This window comes from Candidatus Nitrosoglobus terrae (assembly GCF_002356115.1).
Classification (GTDB): Bacteria; Pseudomonadota; Gammaproteobacteria; order Nitrosococcales; family Nitrosococcaceae; genus Nitrosoglobus; species Nitrosoglobus terrae.
The window spans coordinates 1937876-1958571 of the sequence record NZ_AP014836.1; the positions used below are offsets into that span (position 1 = coordinate 1937876).

Sequence of the window (20696 nt, forward strand, 5' to 3'; positions counted from 1 at the left end):
ATATTTACTCATCTTTATCCTCTTTTGCTAGAGCTTCATTTTCATTCACAAGTAGGGTAAATTTACGGGCAACTCCTTGGTTTTTTGCTATTTTTTCAATAATTTCTAATTTAGGACTCTGGAACACCACAGAATCCTCCAGATTACGCATAAAAGTAGAGATTTGCGTCTCTGATTCAGCAACGCCATGAAGGGTATTGATATGATTTTGACGTTTTATACTCTCCAAATAAACCCCGCTTGGAACTGTCCGCACTAGCTCATCAAAAATATGAACAATCTGAGGGCGGCTAGCCTGAAGTTTTTGAATAATGTCCATACGCATAAGCAGTTTATCTTTTTCTTTTTCCAGATCTTTAATCTTATTTATCTGTTTATCTAAGATAGTGATCTGTTCTTGTAGATATTGATTGCGTCGTTTTTGATTTTCCATCAGGGCACTAATATGCGAATTGATCAATAAAAGGACACCAACCATTAATAGGGTACTTAGGGCTAAGGCAGCATAAAAAATTTTCTCCCGCCGCTTGCGCTGTAACTCACGCCAAGGCAATAAATTAATGCGAGTCATTAATCCAAACCTCTAAGCGCTAGCCCGCAAGCAACCACCAATGCAGGTGCGTCATTACGTAGCAAGTTAGCGTCTATCCCTGAAGCCAAGGCCATACCCATAAAAGGATTAGCAATTACAGTACTAATCTCTACTACGCTCTCAACTAGCTTGTCTATGCCTTGAATAGAAGCACATCCGCCTGTCAATACAATATGATCAATATTATGGTAATGGGTTGAAGAAAAAAAGAATTGAAGCTCCCGCTTAATATGCTGCGCAACCGCCTGCTTAAAGGGCTCTAAAATATCGGGGATATAATTCTCTGGTAACCCTCCATAACGCTTTGCTAAATGAGCTTTTTCATAAGATAAGTCATAATGTCGTTGTATCTCCTCAGTGAGTCGATTACCTCCAAACAGTTGTTCCCGGGTGTAAATCACTTTGTGATCATGTAACACATGAATGGTTGTTAATACTGCCCCCATATCAGCAACCACAATAGTTTTTTCTTCACCCTGCGACATCATCAAAGCTCTTTCTATCCCATAGACATCTATATCCACAACTGTTGGGGTTAAACCTGCTAACACTAACGCAGCTACCCGAGCATCAATGTATTCTTTACGACAAGCTACTAGCAACACCTCCATTGCTTCAGGATCTTTTGCTGAAGGACCCAGTACTTCAAAATCTAAGTTCACCTCATCCAAGGGGTAAGGGATATATTGCTCCGCCTCTAGTTCAACCTGTACCTCCAGCTCACGACCCGAAAGATTTGCTAGTACAGAAATAACCTTAGTAATCGCTGCCGAACTGGGAATCGCCGTAGCTACTTTTTTGGTTTGTATGCCTGAGCGCTTAATTATCTTTTTAAGCACTTGACTCAAATCCTCTATAGCTTCAATTTTATTATCAACCACAATACTAGGAGGCAGAGATTCAATCGTATAATGCTTAAGCCAAGTACGATCTCCCACTTGAGAAAGCTCAAGTAGCTTGACAGCGGATGTACTTATATCAATCCCTAGTAAAGGAAAAAATTTCCGAGAAGGTGATCTCAGTGATTTTCGCCAGAGATGAAGAAAAGGACGCGGACGAATCAGCGCGCTAAACATATTCGACATAAAAATATTTTTCATGCTAAGTTCAGATGACAAACTAAAATCATAGCTTAAATGAGATATCCTCTTTATACTTTCTCTATCTATCAATCAATAGAAATTATCTAGCTACCCATTAGCTCTCATGCCCTATTTACTTAGTTTCTTTCGCTGGATATTCATCTTATTATCTGCCGTCTCAGCGCTTGGTATTGTGACCGCCATAGGGATATATCTTTATCTTGCCCCCCAGTTACCCTCTACTGATGTGCTTAAAAATATTCAGCTTCAAGTACCTCTTCGTATCTATTCTCAAGAGAAAAAACTTATTGCTGAATACGGGGAAAAGCGCCGTATCCCCTTAACTTTCAATCAATTTCCAGATCTCATGGTCAAAGCTATACTAGCTGCAGAAGATAATCGATTTTACGAGCACCCAGGCGTTGACTATCAAGGCATCCTACGAGCCATCCTATATTTGATTAAAACGGGTAAAAAGGCTCAAGGTGGTAGCACTATCACTATGCAGGTTGCGCGAAATTTCTTCTTAAGCAACGAAAAAACCTACCTACGTAAACTCAGTGAAATCCTCCTAGCCCTTCAGATTGAACAGAAGCTGAATAAACAAGAAATCCTTGAACTCTACTTAAATAAGATCTATCTGGGGAACCGAACCTATGGAGCTGCAGCGGCTGCCCAAGTATATTACGGCACTACCTTGGATAAACTTGAGCTATCACAGCTGGCTATGATTGCGGGTCTACCCAAAGCTCCTTCTCGTTATAATCCAATAGCAAGCCCGGAGCGTGCCTTGTTACGAAGAAATTATGTACTCCGGCGCATGTATGAGGATGAATACATTGATGATAATGACTATCAGCAGGCGATAGCAGCGCCCCTTACCGCAAAATTTCATGAGCTACCCATTGAGGTAAACGCCCTTTTTGTGGCAGAAATGGTACGAGGACAATTACTTGAAAAATATGGGCCTGATATTTATACAGCAGGGTATAATATCTATACGACTATTCAGGCTAAGCACCAAGAGGCTGCTAATAACGCTTTACGCTCTGCGCTGCTGACTTACGATCAACGGCACGGATTTCGTGGCCCAGAACGCCATATCAAGCTACCTCAGAAGGCTAATGAATCTTTTTATCACCAAATTTTATCTCAATTTCAGCCTATTAACGATTTAATTCCAGCTATTGTACTTACCACTCACCAGCTCACCGCCCAAGTTTATACGGAAATTAAGGGTGAAATTACTCTTTCTTGGAATGGTTTATCATGGGTTCAACCCTACCTCGAAATAAATAACTTAGGAAAAAAACCAGAGAAAGCAGCGGACATTCTAAAACCAGGGGACATTATCCGCTTAGAATCCTTACCGAATGAACAGTGGCAATTAGCACAATTACCCCAAGTAGAAGGAGCCATAGTATCCCTTTCTCCCTATGATGGGGCGATTACCGCACTTAGTGGCGGCTTTGATTTTCATCAGAGTAACTTTAACCGAGTAACGCAATCCAAGCGCCAGCCTGGCTCCAGCTTTAAACCATTTCTCTACTCTGCTGCTTTAAATAAAGGCTATACCGCTGCAAGTGTTATTAATGATGCACCTATCATAATGAATGAACCTGGGCTAAACAAAGTTTGGCGACCCGAAAACTATAGCGGGCATTTTCTTGGCCCTACTCGACTAAGGGTAGCGTTAAGCCACTCCACGAATTTGGTATCTATCCGCCTATTACGTGATATAGGTATTAATTATGCTATCGATTATATTCAGCGTTTTGGGTTCAAGCGCGAACAATTACCTCAAAGCTTATCCTTGGCGCTCGGTAGTGGTAGCGCTTCTCCCTTAGAGATGGCTCGTGGCTTTGCTGTCTTTGCTAATCAGGGATATCTGATTAATCCCTATCTTATTGAGTATATTGAAGATAGTAATGGAGAGATTATTTTTCGATCCTCCCCAGCTCAAACCTGCCAGCGCTGCGAAAACCCGGATATAACCCAAGAACACACTGATAATCTATGGCAGATCGAAGCTAGAGATAATACTCAATCCATTCAGTCTATATCTGCCCCTAGAGTTATTACAGCCCAAAATGCTTATCTTATTAACAGCATGCTCCAAGACGTTATTCACAGTGGTACAGGGCGGCGCGCTAGAGTTCTTGGACGAGATGATCTGGGAGGTAAAACTGGAACGACTAATGAGCAGCATGATACATGGTTTGCTGGTTTTAGCCCAAAGATAGTCGCCGTGTGCTGGGTAGGCTTTGATCAGCCTAGATCGCTAGGAAATGCCGAAACTGGCGCAAAAATAGCTCTCCCAATGTGGGTAAAATATATGGGTGATATACTTAACGGTGTGCCCAAAAAGCGTTTTACGCAGCCCCCGGGGATGGTAACAGTGCGTATTGATCCAAAAACTGGATTACTTGCAGATCCTAATACACAGAATGCCATCTTTGAGATCTTTCGTGCTGAAGACATACCTACTGAGTACGCAAACTCAAATCACCCAAAAAGTGATAATACAAAAACAAGTGCTTCAATAATTGAGCAATTATTTTAAGTGAGCCTAATAAGATAATTTATGCTTAAAAAAAATCGTCAAATGCGAGAATATATTGCTAAAGAAGCGGCTCGGCTTATGATCGAGCATGGAATCAAAAGCTATTATCAAGCTAAATGTAAGGCTGCAGCTACCCTAGGAATAACAAATACGCATACTCAGTTACCCACTAATCAAGAAATAGAGCAAGCTATTATCACCCACTTGCGCCTATTTAAATCAGAATCCTTGCCTACAGCTTTAGAAAAGCTATACCAAACAGCGCTGAAAGCAATGCACCTCTTTTATCGCTTTAATCCTTACTTAGTAGGTTCTATATTAAACGGGCTAGCCTTTGAACATTCTGGGCTCAATCTTCATTTATTCGCTGATACAGAGGAGGAAATCGCCTTGTTCCTAACAGAGATAGGTATTCCCTTCCAGTTAAAATCACAGCAATTATCCTTTTCTTCTAAAAAAATTCAAACACTTCCAGTTTTTTGCTTTATAGCTGGAGACACACCTGTAGAACTTACTGTATTTCCAACCGCAAGCGATCGTTATACCCCTCTTAGCCCAGTTGATGGGAAACCCATGCAACGCGCAGGGCACAAAGAAGTTCAGACCTTACTAGAGGCAGTACCGTCGCTCACAAGTTAATAATCTTAACTAGATTGTATAGATTAATTGCCTATTTTTTAGCTTGACTAATGCTTAAGCAGAAAAATAGTAATAATGAAGAGATAGCGGTTGATCATTTTTATAAATGATGTCTAACTCACAAGGATAATAAACACCAATTTTCCAATAAACTTAAAATCAATCCTTTATATATACGAATCTTTAAGATTTTTTATACCTTTGGTGGAATTTATCCACACGCCCTGCTGTATCTAATAGCTTTTGTTTACCCGTATAAAATGGGTGGCAAGCGGAGCAAACTTCTATCTGAAGATTCTTATCCTTTGTAGATCGGGTAACAAATGTATTGCCACAGCTACAGGTAACTGTAATTTCATTATATTTTGGATGAATATCCTGTTTCATATATATACTCTTAGGGTAAAATTTTTATAATTTCCATTATTAAATAATAATGGCCTTACTAAGCGAACTGCCAGCAATGGGCTAAATGTTTATAAATTTTCCTAAATATTGTAACAGTAGAGGGTAACAATTTTTCCCTATGGCCATTAATCATACCAAAAAGAAGGGAGCATAAGAACTAGAAAAGGAAAAATCTCTAATCGACCTAGCAGCATTGCAACACACAAAACCCACTTAGATAGAGTATTAATATCCTCAAAATTCGCAGCTACCTGCCCTAATCCTGCTCCTAGGTTATTTAAACACCCAGTCACAGCAGAGAAAGAGGTCATCATATCTAGCCCAGTGGCTAGCAGGAGCAAATATATCACAATAAAACAAGTCACGTAGATAACAATAAAACCGCTCGCCCCTTCTATGATCTGATCGGAGACGCTTTTATCTCCAATCTTCAGTGGTATAATAGCGCCTGGGTGAATTAAACGCTTAATTTCTCTTACCCCCTGCTTATACAGCAACAAAACTCGAATGACCTTCATACCTCCGCCCACAGAACCTCCACAGGCACCAATATACGTAACCATAAATAATAAAATAGGTAAAAAACCCGGCAATTGAGGATAGTCACTTAAAGTAAATCCAGTAGTGGTGCCAAAAGAAATCGCATAAAAAATACCATGCCGTAAAGCCAATAGGGGTTCAGTGAGATACCGCGTTATCCAAAGATAACCAGATGCCAGTATCGCCACTGTCACAAGTATCCCTAAATAAACCTTAAATTCCTCATCTCTCCAGTAATGCTGTACTGACAAGCGCCGCCAAGCGAAAAAGTGAAGGGAGAAGTTAACCCCTGCCAAAAACATGAAAAATGCCGCAAGTATTTCAATCAGCCCACTATTAAGGTAACCTATGCCCGCATCGTGGGTAGAAAAGCCACCAATAGCAACCGTTGAAAAACTATGACCCACTGCATCAAAAAGAGTCATTCCTGCCGCCCAGTAAGCCATAGTACAAGCTACCGTTAAACTTAAGTAAATTAACCACAAAGCCTTTGCTGTTTCCGCAATGCGGGGCGTTAGCTTATTGGTCTTCATCGGCCCAGGGATTTCCGTTTGGTAAAGCTGCATACCACCAATACCTAGCAAAGGTAAAAGTGCTACCCCCAAAACTACGATACCCATTCCCCCTAACCATTCTAACTCTTGGCGATAGAACAGTATTGATTTAGGCAAATTATCAAGGCTAGTAATCACTGTAGCCCCAGTAGTAGATAAACCAGAGACTGACTCAAACACAGCATCAGTAAAGGATAAATCAAGTTCTGTGGTTAGAAAGAAAGGCAGAGATCCGGATAAACTCAACACTACCCAAAACATAACGGCAACCACAAAACCATCTCGTCGCCGTAATTCTCGATTCTCATGATGACGTCTAAGTAACCAACATAGTAAACCAAGACCTAGAATTAAGCTAAAGGCTCCTAAAAATTCTCTTTCTATACCATCATGGTAAAACCACGATACCATCACCGGAGGCAGCATAGCAGTACTAAATAAAATTAGCAGTAAGCCTAAAATTTGCTGAATGACACTAAACTGCATTAAGCTGGTTTTTTCTCCTTCCTATAGCGTTGGTAGTATCCTCCAATCACAAACATACATAAACATGCCCCTATTACAGGCCTATTCCCCCAAAATACATAAGGGGTAGTCCCTGATCGAAGCTGAACATTACCCGTTAACGTAGCAGCTTTAAACTGGGGGGTTATTGCTTGCAAAATGCCTTTAGCATTAATAATAGCTGAAATTCCATTGGTAGTAGCTCGCACTAGATCTCGCCCCGTCTCTAGGGCACGCATGCGGGAAATCTGTAAATGCTGATGAGGCGCTAAAGAATCTCCATACCAAGCGTTGTTAGTAATATTCACTAATAATACTGCCTCAGGCAGCGCAGAAATAATCTCCTCTCCAAAAGCATCTTCATAGCAAATAGAAGTAGCTATTGGATAGCCTACAACTTGTAGTAAAGGTTGATTCTTAGGTCCTGGCGTAAATGGAGGAATGGGTAAACCTAAAGTATTAATTATTCCCTGAAGATATTTATTAAGAGGAACATATTCACCAAACGGAACTAAATGCTGTTTATAGTAGAAAGCTTCCCGAGAACCCAAGCTTAAAACAGCATTATAATATTTTTCTGTTTCTCCATCAAAAACAGGTAAGCCAACCAACAGCTCTGTTTTATGACTCCGGGCTTCATCAGCAAGAAAAGCTAGATAGCTATCCGCTACTTGATGGTAAAATGCTGATACGGCACCTTCTGGCCAGACAATAAGATTGCTGTCCCAATGCTGAGCAGTTAACTGCCAGTACTGTTCCAAAGTAGATTTTACTTGCTCTGCTTGCCATTTTACCGCCTGAGGATTATTTCCTTGAATTAAGCTTACTTGCAGTGTTTTATTTAATGCTATCGTCCAAGGAATATAGAAGCAAAACAGCCCTAACCCCCATAGAGCCCCTAACCCGCCAAAAGCTATAAATCGTATACGCCCCGGCCAATACCTAGCTACTAATATCAGCCCTGAGCTAAAAACTGTGGCTAGAGAAACACCGTAAACTCCAAAAATTGGAGCCAGCCCATGTAAAGGGCTTTCAATTTGGCTATAACCAAGATTTAACCATGGGAAACCAGTGAGAATCCAGCCTCGAAGCCGCTCCAAAAGCACCCAAAGTGCAGGCCAACCTAAAAGGTATTTACCTTTACTCTCGTGAGCAAACCAGAATGTCACTATTCCTGCCAGCAGAGCGGGAAATAAGCTTAAGACTGCTGCAAGTAGCCCAGTCAATGATAGGGCTAAAAACGCACTGGCTCGCCCCCAGTCATGAATAGCAATATAAATCCAAGAAATACCAAAACCAAACCATCCTAATCCAAACAGCCAGCCACGCCAAAAAGCGCGCCGAGCGGATATGTTACGGCAAGTAGCAAATAATAAGGCTGGACTAATAATAGCAAGAATATAAAAATTATAAGGCGCAAAAGCAAACGGACCGAAAAGACCCCCTATTAATGCTAAAATATCTCCGCTCCATAATTTTTCAGCATAGCAGGAAAAAGGCTTCCCTTGCACCATCACTTCCTTTCCGTTAGGAGCGTTTCGCTCAGTTACCCAGCTCACAACAATATCTTTTGCGCGTCCAAGTAAAATACCCCTACTTTAATAAAGCAAATTCTCATTAACGTAGCGATCCATTACCCTATTAACTGCTTTTCTCTGGTATTAAGCTCTGCACTTTATCGACATTTGATAATAAATGTAATCCTAATAAATGGATTCTCCGACTATCTGCCTGCAGGACTTTAAATTCAAAATTACCGATAGTAATCATCTCCCCTCTCCTAGGTACCCGCCCAAACTCATTCAATACTAAACCCCCAATAGTATCGAGTTCTTCATCACTAAAATCAGTGTTAAAATACTCATTAAAATCCTCAATAGGAGTAAGCGCTTTAACTGTGTAATCCCCATCCTCACAATGGGAAATTAAGGTGTCCTCAACCATATCATGCTCATCTCCAATCTCACCTACAATCTGTTCTAAAATATCTTTAATAGTCACCAAACCCGCTGTCCCTCCATATTCGTCCACTACGATAGCCATATGATTATGGCTATCGCGGAATTCTTTCAGTAAAGTATTAAGACGCTTACTTTCAGGAATAAATGAGGCAGGTCGCATGATCTCTCTAATAATAAAAGATAGCGATTCTCGTTGCTGGCAATAAAATAGCATATCTTTGACTAGCAAGATTCCAACCACGTCATCACGGCTTTCGCCAATCACTGGAAGGCGTGAATGAGCAGATTTTGTGACTACACTAAGCACTTCCCCTAGAGACATATCTTGCTCTACAACCACCATTTGTGAGCGTGGCACCATAATATCACCTGCCTGCATCTCTCCCACTACTAAAGCGCCCTTTATGATACTCAACGCGCATGGATCAAGGAGGCAACGTTCCGAGGCGCTGTGTAAAATTTCAACAAGTTGTTCTCGATCACGGGGCTCACCCAGCAATACCTGCCCTAAGCGTTCTCGCCAAGAACGGGATACTGAGCTGCTACTAGGTCGATCTTCGTTCATAAATCCTCATATATACTCTCATAAGGATGCGGGTAACCTAATGACTTAAGAATAGCGATTTCTAAAGATTCCATGTGCTCTGCCTCAGTTTCCTGCTGATGATCAAAGCCCAGTAAATGAAGTACTCCATGAATCACCAGATGCGCCCAATGCGCTTTTTCATCCTTACCTTGCTCTAAAGCTTCACGCATCACCACAGGGGCACAAATGACTATATCGCCCAAAAATGAAATTTTACAAGGTATAAGATTCTCATATGGAAAAGAGAGTATATTAGTTGCGCCCTCTTTATAACGGTACTGCTGATTAAGGGCTATCATTTCATCTTCGCCAACAATACGGATGAGAACTTCAGCATTCTTTAAATAATTAGAAAGTGCCGCCCTCACCCAACGCTGAAAATCTATCTTAAGAGGAATTTCTTCTCCAGCTATAGCATGCTGAATATGAACCACAACGCTTATAATTTCCTCCTATCATCGGAACCAAAGCGCTCATAAGCTTGTACTACTCGTTGTACTAGTGGATGACGCACTACATCGCAAGATTCAAAGAAGGTAAAACTAATCCCTTGGATATCCTTTAGCACTTCAATAGCATGGCGTAAACCTGAATATTGACCTTTCGGTAAATCAACCTGAGTGATATCCCCTGTTATCACAGCAGTTGATCCATACCCTAAGCGAGTAAGAAACATTTTCATCTGCTCTGGAGTGGTATTTTGAGCTTCATCTAAAATAATAAAAGATTCATTTAAAGTCCGGCCACGCATATAAGCTAATGGCGCTACCTCAATAACGTGGCGCTCCATAAGCTTAGTAACCCGCTCAAAACCCAACATTTCATAGAGTGAATCATAGAGAGGCCGAAGATAAGGATCAATTTTTTGAACTAAGTCCCCTGGTAAAAACCCCAGACGCTCACCCGCCTCTACCGCAGGTCGTATTAAAAGCAGTCGCCGTACCCGATCTTTCTCTAAAGCCTCGACAGCACAAGCCACAGCCAGATAGGTTTTACCTGTACCTGCTGGGCCAATACCAAAACTAATATCATGAGTAAAAATATGACGTAAATAGCAAATTTGGCGCAGACCACGGCCTTTAATCATGCCCTTACGCGTCCGGATAAGAACCTCTTTTTGATCCCCTACAGTGGTGGTATATTCTGAACGATCCGCCGCCTGTAAAAGAAGGTGAACATGCGCTAGAGTTATATTATTTTCATCATAAAGACACCTTATTACCTTAGTAGCTGTCTGTACTGAGTGATGACTCCCAATTATGCGGAAACAATTTCCTCTATTGCTAATAGATACAGCTAAATTTTTTTCTATTTGGCGCAAATGCTCATCCGATTGACCACAAAGATTGGCTAGCCGTTGGTTATCGAAAGGCTCTAAGGCAAATTCATTACTTTCAGAATAATCAGAAGGAGATCGTCTATTCAAGATACATCAATAATAATGTAACTAGCTTAAATATTAAATCAAAATTATGAATCTCTTGCCCTACTACGGAGTGGGAAGCAAAGTACGGATAAATACTCAAATACTAAGGAAGTAGAAGATAGGAAAAGACAATACCAATCGCAGCAAATCTTGCTTAATTTCCACCCATTACCAGCGTTTCATTATTAACTAATACACCTCGTAAAGAGTTAGGTAATGCCTCTGTGATTCTAATATTGACAAATCTACCGATTAAATTCTGGCTAGCAGAAAAATTTACTACCCGATTATTGCTAGTACGCCCAGCTAATACCGATGAATCTTTTTTTGATGGGCGCTCAACCAATACCTGTTGTATGGTACCTACCATTCCTTGGCTGATAGAAGCTTCTAAAGCACGAAGGCGATCCTGTAAAATGGCTAATCGCTCTTTTTTTACTTCTATGGGTATTCGATCTAGAAGGCTTGCAGCTGGAGTTCCCGGTCTTGGGCTATAAATAAAGCTAAATGAATGATCAAATCCTATTTCATCAACTAGATCTAGCGTGGCCTGAAAATCAGCTTCAGTCTCTCCAGGTAAGCCTACAATAAAATCACTAGAAATACTAATATTAGGCCGTACTTGACATAATTTACGAAGTTTTGCTTTATACTCTAATACCGTATGGCCTCGCTTCATCAGACTCAGCATCCGATCCGATCCACTCTGTACAGGTAAATGCAGGTGGCTAACTAGCTCTGGTACTTCAGCGAAAGCCTGAATCAGGCTATCAGAAAACTCTACTGGATGAGAGGTAGTAAAACGGATACGACCAATACCTTCAATAGCCGCAACATAATTAATCAATAGCGCAAGATCGGCAAGATTGCCATCGCTCATTGATCCTCGGTAAGCATTGACATTTTGGCCAAGAAGAGTAACTTCCCGTACACCTTGTTCTGCTAACCCGACGATTTCGGCAATAACATCATCTAGGGGTCGATTTATTTCCTCACCACGAGTATAAGGTACTACACAAAAGGAGCAATATTTACTGCACCCTTCCATAATAGAGACAAAGGCTGTTGGGCCTTCAGCGCGAGGTTCGGGTAATCGGTCAAATTTTTCAATTTCAGGAAAGGAAATATCGACTACTGGTTGCTGATTTGCTCTTACTTGCGCTAGCATCTCAGGTAACCGGTGTATAGTTTGTGGCCCGAAGATAAGGTCTACATAAGGCGCTCGAGTACGAATAGCTTCTCCTTCTTGGCTAGCAACACAGCCTCCTACCCCTATCACTAACTCAGGACGGGCTTGTTTCCATAGCCGCCATTGACCTAGCTGAGAAAAAACTTTTTCTTGCGCTTTTTCTCGAACAGAACAGGTATTGAGTAACAAAACCTCTGCTTGTTCAGGATCAGAAACCAGCTTTAACCCATGGGATTCCCGCAGAACATCCGCCATCCTAGCAGAATCGTACTCATTCATCTGGCAACCATGAGTTTTAATATAAAGTGTATTGGCCATAAACACGATTGCAGCAAATTTCTTCTATTACTGTTTCATAAGAACTTTAATAACATAGGTGCTAAAACTTAAAACTCCAACCTACTCCAGTGCCTAACAGGTTCAATTAAAAAAATAATCTAATATAAAAACAGTGAACTAGGACACAAATTCATAGTCACTTTTCGTATAAGCTTATATAAAAATTCATATTAAGTATAGTGATTCAATTTTTGTGGCAATTACTGATTGGCCTACACTGGAAAGACCTCGAGAAAAATTACTTCAGAGAGGCCCAGGAGCATTATCTGATGCTGAGCTTTTAGCCATTTTTCTTCGTACTGGAGTTACTGGAAAAACCGCTGTTGACTTAGCGCGGGAACTTCTAGAAACCTTCGGGGGGTTACGTGCCTTATTAGAAGCTAGCCAAAGTGAATTTTGCCGTATTCCTGGCTTAGGATTAGCTAAATATACACAACTACAAGCCTGCTTGGAGATAGGTCGCCGACATTTAGAAGCCACCCTTAAACGAGGAGATGCACTCACCGATCCACTCACCACTAGACGATATTTAATGGCGCGCTTACGCGCTTACCCTTTTGAAGTGTTCTCTTGTCTCTTTCTTGACAATCGACACCGAGTGCTTGCTTTTGAGGAATTATTTCAAGGCACCATTAACAGTGCTAGTGTTCATCCCCGGGAGGTAGTTAAGCGTGCTCTAGCTCATAATGCCGCCGCCGTTATCTTAGCCCATAATCACCCCTCCGGGGTAGCAGAGCCTAGCCAAGCTGATAAAGCGATTACTCAACGACTCAAAGAGGCTTTAGATCTAGTGGATATTCGGGTTTTAGATCACGTTATTATTGGAGATGAAGAAACGCTCTCTTTTGCTGAACTAGGATTTATTTAAATTTAAGGATCGCTCCAAACGACTAAAACTATAGGGATAAAGGTTGTTAGCATCAGGGCTATGGTATTCTTGCCAAACTTCAATCCAAGCATCATAAGGATCGAGATCTGGAAACCAAGCATCTCCATTAAAAGATTCATACACCTGAGTCAAGTAAATACGCTGAGCTTTAGGCAGTGTTTGCCGATAAAGAGAAGCGCCCCCAATGATCATCATTTCTTCAGCTTCTTTAGCTACCTCTAACCCGCTTTCCAATGTATGTACTACTGTACATCCCGATGCCTGATAGTGAGGATTGCGAGTAATCACAATATTATCTCGTCCTGGTAAAACACGCCCAATGGATTCATGAGTACAACGCCCCATTAAAATAGGCTTTCCCATCGTAAGACGACGAAAGTTTTTCAGATCTGCGGGTAGATGCCAAGGCAGCTGATTATTACAACCTATAAGCTGGTTTTTATCTACAGCAGCAATTAGCGAGATAATCACATTTACAGTTTACACTGAAACTGCTGCTTTAATTACAGAATGAGGGGTATATCCTATAACTTCTAAGTCTTCATAAGCATAATCAAATAGAGAAGACGGTTTACGTTTAATGTGAAGCTGCGGTAATGGGCGAGGTTTTCTAAGCAGCTGTAGCCGTGCTAGCTCTAAGTGATTTCGATAAAGATGAACATCTCCTCCCGTCCAAATAAACTCCCCCACGCCTAAATCACATTGCTGAGCGACTAGATGAGTTAAAAGGCTATAGGAGGCAATATTAAAAGGAACACCCAAGAAAACATCGGCACTACGCTGATAGAGCTGACAGGATAAATTACCTTTGGCCACATAAAATTGAAATAAAACATGGCAAGGCGGCAACGCCATTTTATCGATCACTGCAGGGTTATAAGCCACTACGATATGGCGGCGACTATTAGGATTAGATTGTATTTGTTTAACCACCTCTGAGATCTGATCTAGAGACTTTCCATTGGGTAATGGCCAAGAGCGCCACTGATAACCATAAATGGGACCCAAATCCCCATGCTCATTAGCCCATTCATCCCAAATAGTCACCCCATGATCATGAAGATATTGGATATGAGTATCGCCTCTTAAAAACCATAACAATTCCACAAAAATAGAACGGATATGAAGTTTTTTAGTCGTGATTAAAGGGAACCCTTGCTGTAAATCAAATCGCATCTGGTAGCCAAAAATGGATACTGTTCCAGTACCAGTTCGATCTTCCCGCTCAGTTCCAATATCAAGTATCTTTTGCATCAAATCAAGATACTGTTTCATTGTTTATCTACTCACTGGTTACTCAGATAACCCCTTTATAGCTTCCTATTAACGTTTCCAATAAGCCCACCCTAAAAAACCTATACCCGCTATAATCATAGGTAAGCTTAAGATTTGACCCATAGTAACCCAGCCTAAAGTAAGATAGCCCAGTTGAGGATCAGGTACACGTACAAACTCTATAGCAAAACGAAACAAGCCATAACAGATAAGAAATAAACCTGATACCGCCATAGGGGGTCGATTTCGATTAGAAAAAAACCATAAAATAAGGAAAAAAACCACTCCTTCTAAAGCAAACTCATAGAGCTGTGAAGGATGTCGAGGAATATCACCCGCTCTAGGGTCATGAAATATCATTCCCCAAGGTAGATCCGTTGCCTTACCCCACAGTTCACCATTGATAAAATTACCCATTCGACCTGCCCCTAATCCAACAGGGATAAGTGGGGCAATAAAATCAGTGACTTGAAAAAAACTTCTACCCGTTTTACGGGCATAGATTCCCATTGCTATTAATACGCCTAGTAATCCTCCATGAAAGGACATTCCTCCTTGCCAAACTTTAAAAATACTACCAGGATTAGTGATGAGATAATCAAAACCATAAAAAAACACATAACCTAACCGGCCCCCTAATACCACTCCCAAGGCGCAATAAAATAGAAGATCATCAATTTGTTCTGGTTTCCAGCCTGACAATGGACGCTGAGCTCGAATCCGTCCCAGCCACCAGCCCCCAATAAAGCCAATGAGATACATTACGCCATACCAGTGAATTTTAATTGGGCCTAGGGAAAGTGCAACCGGGTCAATATTTGGGTAATTAATCATGTGGGCACTCAACTAAATTAAAAATCGATCATTAGTAGTCACCTTATTATAAGAAATTTATTTATTTTTTTCTTAAGATACAAAGGGCAGCTGAAATACGATCAGCTACCCTTTATCTAGAGAATCAATAGTTTAAGCTAATAACGCTTTTAATTATTAATATTTAAATAGCTACTGCTTACTCACTTCTCTTGGGAAAGGTTTAATTGCGGTTTTACAGGCCTCGTTTTCTAGCCGTTGATAGGTAATCCAGCCAAGCTCGCGAGAGACAATCTGATGAGAAGATGATCTTTTAGCATTATGTTCACTTTGAATCCAGCCATTGGGGGTAACCAAGATGGTATTATTTCGATCTAAATGATCATAGTCAGTTCGATTAAAACCAAAAGGAGCCCCATTATCCCGAAATGGTTTCTCGGCCTGACCGGCATGACACTGCCATTGATTCATCTCCCAAGGAGCGCTGCATTGATAGCGCAACTTGCGGTCTTTATTACCATAGGCCGTACTCCATACTTTTTGCGTCCAAGTCTCTTTATCAGGATTATACTGCCACTCTTCATGAAAATGAGTATTAGGCTCTTGCTTATCATTAAAGGTCACATGCTGTAGGATAAAAGTATCTTCCTCTCCATGCTTGAAACTTATCCATTCTCTGCTAGGTTTATCAACAATCCCTTCTTGATGTTTTTTAGAAAAAAGATCATGCACCCCATCTTCTGCAAAACGATAAGTAACATCGAAACATCCTGACAAATTCTCCACATTCTCTATCCCCTTAGGCAAAGGATCTGCCAAAGCAATATTTACCCCATTCCCAAATATAATTATAAACCCCCATCTTAATAAATAACGATAATTCATTATATTCTGCTCCTAGATATCACTAAATAATTCTGCTACTGCCCATCAGGTAGCACTAGCAGCATCAAGTTTGTCATTGGCGTAACAGTTATTTTTACGTCATTGCATCCTCCAATTAAAAATTAATATGTATCGCTGCACTAAAGTTACGCCCTGGCATACTGAGGCGATCAGCTGGGAGACCCCCAGTGCCCGCATCGTTAAGACCATTACCAGCAACTAAATTGCCCAGCACACCGCCATTTAAGTTACCCCAATCCCAATATTTACGGTCGGTCATATTATTAACCCCAAAATATAAGGTAACGTTTTCAATAGGCTGATAATGAGCAAAAAAATCTAATAAACCATACCCATCGGGAATGAAAGCAGGCACACTCAACTTAGGGTGACGGCGTACTAAGGTGCCTATTAATTGGGCACCCCAAGTTCTCTTATCATAAGCTAAGCCAAGCGACATCTTGGCTGGATCAATAGTGTTAAGAGGAGAATAAAAATTATTACCCGGTTCCATCAGATATCCTCTTGATATCGCACCGGCACCACGAAACGACCAGCCCTGCAAAGCCTTACTGAAAGCATCCAGCTGTAATTGGCCGCTGATCTCTATCCCTTCGATATTGGCATGTGGAGCGTTGACAGATTGGAAAAACACATTGGTAGCCGCCCCTTGTGCAATCTGATATGCCCATGAAGGTACCTGATCAGGCGCTAATGCAAAGCCTGACCAAATAAAATTGTGGTAAGTATTATAATAGGCAGCAACATTAAACCAGCCCGCTTCTCCTTGCCCACGGAAGCCTATCTCAGCGTTGTCGCTGGTTTCAGACTTTAGATTCTCATTAGGTAGAGAAGCAATATTCAAGCCCGGAACGGGTTGCTCATTCCAAGAACCAGAAAGCTCACTATAAAGCGGTGGCCGAAACCCCTGAGCGTAATTACCATAAAAACTCAATTCATCGGTAAAGTGCCACAGCAGGCCAAACTTAGGTGAAATATTATTATCTATAAAATCTCGCTGTACAAAACCGTTATTATAACGCAGATATAAAGCATCTTTCTCTGGCAAATACTCATAGCGCTGGGCCCGTACTGCAGGCGTGAGGGTTAATCGTCCCCCCAGTAAATCAATTTTATCTTCCCAAAATACGGCATAGCGATGAGTATTACTTTCTGGGATCAGGTGCAGTGGATAAGGGGTGGGCGTAAAAGGTGGACTCATGCCAGTTGCACCAGTAATCTTATCCCTACCATAACCATTGACAAGAGATCGATCATTAGCTCCTGATCCCTCAGCACCGTAAGTCATGGTCTGCTGTACTGAGCCATCACCCCCAAAATGCTTAACCCCAATCCATTTACCCCCTGCTATCCATTCTGCAAGCGGCATATTGTCGTAGAAACGAAATACTTTATTAGTATCAGTTTGAGTATTGGTGTAAGAACTGGCCTGTCGCCAATACAAGCGCCAAGTAAAAGTATCCGCAAATAAAGAATTCAGGTGGGGAAAATTCTGGCCGATACTGGCCTGCAATTGAGTGCTGCTATCCTGAGAATAGTAGAAATTTGGCGTAAAATCTGTATGGGCAACGGGTATTAAATTGGATAAACCATTCGTACGGGTAAACTGGCGGAAGACATTCACTGTAATGCGATCTGTACGACCGCTATCAGCAATATGCACATACTTACTGAGTAGACCATCGACATTATAGCCTAAAGGATCGGGCTTAGTACGCTCTGCACCAATACCGCCAACAGTGCCCATATTGCTGGTTTGGTGGCCGAAACGGTAATTAAGATTAAGCATAAAGCCATTATGTTCATTACCCACAGCAAACGTGCCGGTACTATTGTAACTACCATCTACGCTTTGGTACTGCTCTTTCAGAAAGGTATAAATAGATTTACCGGAATCTAGATAATCAGCTGGATCTTTAGTATTCAGGATCACAGACCCCGCTAAAGCATCCGATCGATATAAAGCAGAGATGGGCCCTCGAATAATTTCAACATTCTTCATAGTTTCAAGATCAATAAAATTTCGACCAGAACGAAAGCTACCTCCAGCCACATCTGCCCCAAATGAATTGATCATGGGCACTCCATCAATTTCCATATAAGTACGGTTACCCGATAAACCTCGAACATTAAAACTATCTAAGCCAAATCGACCGGTAGTACCAATTGCCGACACCCCTGGCTCGTAGCGAACTAGCTCCCTAACATTATTGACCAACTGATGATCCATTTGCTCCCGATCGATGATCGAGGCAGTACCAGGACGATCAAGCTCAAGCTCACCTTGTACTCTAGCAGGGCGATGGCTGTTACCACTTACTTGAATAGTAGGCAGATCTGTCGCTTCAGCACTTGATTTTCTGGAAGATTTTGCTGGCGCCTCTACAGCGAGGGCGGCCCCTCCCCAAAGTGGCACTATAAACATGGCGCAAGCTGCAACCGCAAAAGACCTTGAGCTAAAGGTCATTGAAAAATCTACTACTTTCCTTAAGCCCATATCCATATTTATTTAATACTAAATCTTATTTTATTATTAAACTAAATGATAATTATTTATTTTAATAAATGCAATTAATTATCGTTTAATAAATACTATGAAACTGATAACGACCTAGCAGCTTTAGAGCAGATGGGTAGATCCAATTAAAATAACTTAGCTAAAAGCTACTTTACCTAGGGAAGATGCCTTAAAATCCTCAAACGATTAAATAGGATCTAAGATCTATCCTCTATTTAGAAAGGCTAAGAAAATAATGGTCACTAAAGCAGATTTCCTCAAATATGCTGCCGATCAGGCTATAGATGAAGCTCATCGACAAAACCTAGAACCTGCAGCAATAAAAATACTAATCGCTGAGGCTCAAACAATCATTGAAGATATTTTTCTCTCCATACACTGGGCGACTCAACAAGAAGATGCCACGTATTCTAAAGAAGCGCTATCTGCTTGGAATCATCGATCTTTAGATGAAAGAGAAGCTGATTGGCGCTATCTAAGTTTTACTCAAGATTTAGAACATGCTGTTGAGCGTTATTTGCAAACCCCATGGCTTCATTGCTCCATATTAGACTGGCTAATCATTGACATCTTAATTTATAAAGACTACCTGACCATGCTGGATACTATTCGTGGCCGCACCATGCCTTTAAGTCGTTATCAATCTAAAAAATCAGGCAAAACTACCTTTAGAGTGCTAGCTGAATTATGGAGAACCGGTTTATTCATATTAAAAATTGCTGCTTGGTTTACCATATTTGCTGCCGTTTCCCCCGTCTCGCCTGCGGGGCCGTTGCTTTGGATAGCTCTAACTATCGGCTGGCTAGGGAGAAAATGGGTTATTTGGAAAAAAAATAACGCCATTTTAAAGAGGATGTTTGCTATTTACACCATTTTTAATCCAGCTCACCAAGATTGGCGTAAGCTATGGGAGGAATTAAAGCAAAGCCAAAAATTAGGCGCTCTATGGGATAACCTAGTTTACCAACTGGTCGAAAAGAAAATGAAATCGGTATAACACTCTAAATGTTCAGTTATCGCCATGCCTTTCACGCCGGCAATCATGCCGATGTTCTTAAACATATTATCCTAATACATTTGCTACGCTACCTCTCTCAAAAGGACAAACCCCTTTGGTATATCGATACCCATGCGGGGGCAGCGCTTTATAGACTAGATGAGGGGTACGCTATTAAAAATAAAGAATATGAAAATGGCATTAGCCGGTTATGGACCGATACAAATATAGCCAACGCTCTCCTAATAGACTATCTAGATCAGGTACGAATACACAATTCAAATAATCGCTTATATTGCTACCCAGGTTCCTCTCAGATCGCGACACAAATACTTCGAGAACAAGATCGACTGCGGGTATTTGAACTGCACTCCACTGAGGGGAAACAACTAGAACAGTATTTTTATTCTGCTAGCCCTCGGGTAATTGCGCAAGCTAGCGATGGTTTTAACAGCTTACGATCCTTGCTACCTCCTACCTCCAAACGCGGATTAGTGTTAATTGATCCCTCTTATGAGGATAAACGTGATTATCAACGGGTATTAACAGCACTACAAGAAGGATTAAAGCGCTTTAAAACTGGGGTCTATGTTATTTGGTATCCACAATTACAAAATCGAGAATCCTATAGATTTCCTAGCAAACTTAAGCAGCTACCAAACTCAAGCTGGCTACATGTAACCCTCACGGTAAAATCACCTGAAGCCAGTGGTTTTGGGCTATATGGTAGCGGTATTTTTATTCTAAATCCTTCTTGGAAGCTACCTGAAGCATTGGGTTTAATCATGCCGTATCTAGTTAAAATCTTAAAGCAAGATAACAATGCAGATTTCACCTTAGAGTGGAATCTGAAATAACAATTTATTAATCAATTTCTAGGTTAGGTAACAAGGGTAGGTATCTTTATCATTTTAT

19 protein-coding genes are annotated in these 20696 nt (G+C 41.1%); 5 read left to right on the forward strand and 14 right to left on the reverse strand.

Annotation, left to right across the window (positions count from 1 at the left end; all coding sequences use genetic code 11):
- Positions 1-4: 4 nt before the first annotated feature.
- Together TAO_RS09105 and TAO_RS09110 are read right to left on the reverse strand one after the other, a co-directional pair.
- On the reverse strand, positions 5-571 hold the full coding sequence (locus tag TAO_RS09105) for a PilN domain-containing protein (protein WP_096527609.1): 567 nt from the start codon (positions 569-571) through the stop codon (positions 5-7).
- Positions 571-1677 (reverse strand): pilus assembly protein PilM, encoded by a 1107-nt coding sequence (locus tag TAO_RS09110; RefSeq protein ID WP_331712987.1) that lies wholly within the window; start codon positions 1675-1677, stop codon positions 571-573. The genes TAO_RS09105 and TAO_RS09110 overlap by 1 nt, the downstream gene beginning before the upstream one ends.
- Positions 1678-1798: 121 nt before the next feature.
- Here TAO_RS09110 and TAO_RS09115 point away from each other — a divergent pair, with 121 nt between their 5' ends.
- Positions 1799-4237, forward strand: a complete 2439-nt coding sequence (locus TAO_RS09115) for a penicillin-binding protein 1A (RefSeq protein WP_096527611.1) — start codon at positions 1799-1801, stop codon at positions 4235-4237.
- Between the two features lie 21 nt (positions 4238-4258).
- On the forward strand, positions 4259-4876 hold the full coding sequence (locus TAO_RS09120) for a hypothetical protein (RefSeq protein ID WP_096527612.1): 618 nt from the start codon (positions 4259-4261) through the stop codon (positions 4874-4876).
- A gap of 183 nt (positions 4877-5059) precedes the next feature.
- Here TAO_RS09120 and rpmE read toward each other — a convergent pair whose 3' ends face one another.
- From rpmE to miaB, 7 genes are all read right to left on the reverse strand, one after another.
- Entirely contained in the window at positions 5060-5263 is a 204-nt protein-coding gene (rpmE, locus tag TAO_RS09125; RefSeq protein ID WP_096527613.1) for a 50S ribosomal protein L31, read from the reverse strand.
- Positions 5264-5409: 146 nt separating this feature from the next.
- Positions 5410-6864, reverse strand: coding sequence for a TrkH family potassium uptake protein (locus TAO_RS09130; protein ID WP_096527614.1), 1455 nt, complete (start codon positions 6862-6864; stop codon positions 5410-5412).
- Positions 6864-8441, reverse strand: coding sequence for an apolipoprotein N-acyltransferase (lnt, locus tag TAO_RS09135; protein ID WP_231910647.1), 1578 nt, complete (start codon positions 8439-8441; stop codon positions 6864-6866). The genes TAO_RS09130 and lnt overlap by 1 nt, the downstream gene beginning before the upstream one ends.
- An 82-nt stretch (positions 8442-8523) precedes the next feature.
- Entirely contained in the window at positions 8524-9408 is an 885-nt protein-coding gene (locus TAO_RS09140; protein ID WP_096527615.1) for an HlyC/CorC family transporter, read from the reverse strand.
- Entirely contained in the window at positions 9405-9863 is a 459-nt protein-coding gene (gene ybeY / locus TAO_RS09145; RefSeq protein WP_408607627.1) for an rRNA maturation RNase YbeY, read from the reverse strand. Before ybeY ends, TAO_RS09140 begins: the two co-directional genes overlap by 4 nt.
- Before the next feature lie 5 nt (positions 9864-9868).
- The gene (locus TAO_RS09150) at positions 9869-10855 is read right to left on the reverse strand and encodes a PhoH family protein (RefSeq protein ID WP_096527617.1); all 987 of its coding nucleotides are present in this window, start codon (positions 10853-10855) and stop codon (positions 9869-9871) included.
- Between the two features lie 154 nt (positions 10856-11009).
- On the reverse strand, positions 11010-12362 hold the full coding sequence (gene miaB / locus TAO_RS09155) for a tRNA (N6-isopentenyl adenosine(37)-C2)-methylthiotransferase MiaB (RefSeq protein WP_096527618.1): 1353 nt from the start codon (positions 12360-12362) through the stop codon (positions 11010-11012).
- Positions 12363-12576: 214 nt separating this feature from the next.
- Between miaB and radC the strand changes: the two genes are divergently transcribed.
- On the forward strand, positions 12577-13251 hold the full coding sequence (radC, locus tag TAO_RS09160; RefSeq protein ID WP_096527619.1) for a RadC family protein: 675 nt from the start codon (positions 12577-12579) through the stop codon (positions 13249-13251).
- On the opposite strand, the gene folA is transcribed toward radC, so the two are convergent.
- The 5 genes from folA to TAO_RS09185 all read right to left on the reverse strand — a co-directional run bounded on the left by folA (position 13237) and on the right by TAO_RS09185 (position 18733).
- The gene (folA, locus tag TAO_RS09165; protein WP_096527620.1) at positions 13237-13743 is read right to left on the reverse strand and encodes a type 3 dihydrofolate reductase; all 507 of its coding nucleotides are present in this window, start codon (positions 13741-13743) and stop codon (positions 13237-13239) included. The two genes, radC and folA, sit on opposite strands and share 15 nt — an antisense overlap.
- Before the next feature lie 9 nt (positions 13744-13752).
- Positions 13753-14547 carry a thymidylate synthase gene (locus TAO_RS09170; protein WP_096527621.1) on the reverse strand — a complete coding sequence of 265 codons (795 nt, stop codon included), beginning with the start codon at positions 14545-14547 and terminating at the stop codon, positions 13753-13755.
- 48 nt (positions 14548-14595) lie between these two features.
- A complete protein-coding gene (lgt, locus tag TAO_RS09175; protein ID WP_096527622.1) occupies positions 14596-15381 on the reverse strand; it encodes a prolipoprotein diacylglyceryl transferase in 786 nt (261 codons plus the stop codon).
- A gap of 171 nt (positions 15382-15552) precedes the next feature.
- A complete protein-coding gene (locus TAO_RS09180; protein ID WP_096527623.1) occupies positions 15553-16245 on the reverse strand; it encodes a DUF6607 family protein in 693 nt (230 codons plus the stop codon).
- Between the two features lie 115 nt (positions 16246-16360).
- Positions 16361-18733 (reverse strand): TonB-dependent hemoglobin/transferrin/lactoferrin family receptor, encoded by a 2373-nt coding sequence (locus TAO_RS09185; RefSeq protein ID WP_172419092.1) that lies wholly within the window; start codon positions 18731-18733, stop codon positions 16361-16363.
- A 286-nt stretch (positions 18734-19019) separates the two neighbouring features.
- Here TAO_RS09185 and TAO_RS09190 point away from each other — a divergent pair, with 286 nt between their 5' ends.
- Positions 19020-19781, forward strand: a complete 762-nt coding sequence (locus tag TAO_RS09190) for a hypothetical protein (RefSeq protein WP_096527625.1) — start codon at positions 19020-19022, stop codon at positions 19779-19781.
- An 8-nt stretch (positions 19782-19789) separates the two neighbouring features.
- Positions 19790-20638 (forward strand): 23S rRNA (adenine(2030)-N(6))-methyltransferase RlmJ, encoded by an 849-nt coding sequence (locus TAO_RS09195; RefSeq protein WP_096527626.1) that lies wholly within the window; start codon positions 19790-19792, stop codon positions 20636-20638.
- Positions 20639-20696 lie beyond the last annotated feature (58 nt).

Bases quoted from the DNA above. Each gene is read 5' to 3' on its own strand.
- TAO_RS09105 (WP_096527609.1), bottom strand. From the start codon at position 571: ATGACTCGCATTAATTTATTGCCTTGGCGTGAGTTACAGCGCAAGCGG.
- TAO_RS09110 (WP_331712987.1), bottom strand. From the start codon at position 1,677: ATGTCGAATATGTTTAGCGCGCTGATTCGTCCGCGTCCTTTTCTTCAT.
- TAO_RS09115 (WP_096527611.1), top strand. From the start codon at position 1,799: ATGCCCTATTTACTTAGTTTCTTTCGCTGGATATTCATCTTATTATCT.
- TAO_RS09120 (WP_096527612.1), top strand. From the start codon at position 4,259: ATGCTTAAAAAAAATCGTCAAATGCGAGAATATATTGCTAAAGAAGCG.
- rpmE (WP_096527613.1), bottom strand. From the start codon at position 5,263: ATGAAACAGGATATTCATCCAAAATATAATGAAATTACAGTTACCTGT.
- TAO_RS09130 (WP_096527614.1), bottom strand. From the start codon at position 6,864: ATGCAGTTTAGTGTCATTCAGCAAATTTTAGGCTTACTGCTAATTTTA.
- TAO_RS09140 (WP_096527615.1), bottom strand. From the start codon at position 9,408: ATGAACGAAGATCGACCTAGTAGCAGCTCAGTATCCCGTTCTTGGCGA.
- miaB (WP_096527618.1), bottom strand. From the start codon at position 12,362: ATGGCCAATACACTTTATATTAAAACTCATGGTTGCCAGATGAATGAG.
- TAO_RS09170 (WP_096527621.1), bottom strand. From the start codon at position 14,547: ATGAAACAGTATCTTGATTTGATGCAAAAGATACTTGATATTGGAACT.
- lgt (WP_096527622.1), bottom strand. From the start codon at position 15,381: ATGATTAATTACCCAAATATTGACCCGGTTGCACTTTCCCTAGGCCCA.
- TAO_RS09180 (WP_096527623.1), bottom strand. From the start codon at position 16,245: ATGAATTATCGTTATTTATTAAGATGGGGGTTTATAATTATATTTGGG.
- TAO_RS09185 (WP_172419092.1), bottom strand. From the start codon at position 18,733: ATGACCTTTAGCTCAAGGTCTTTTGCGGTTGCAGCTTGCGCCATGTTT.
- TAO_RS09190 (WP_096527625.1), top strand. From the start codon at position 19,020: ATGGTCACTAAAGCAGATTTCCTCAAATATGCTGCCGATCAGGCTATA.
- TAO_RS09195 (WP_096527626.1), top strand. From the start codon at position 19,790: ATGTTCAGTTATCGCCATGCCTTTCACGCCGGCAATCATGCCGATGTT.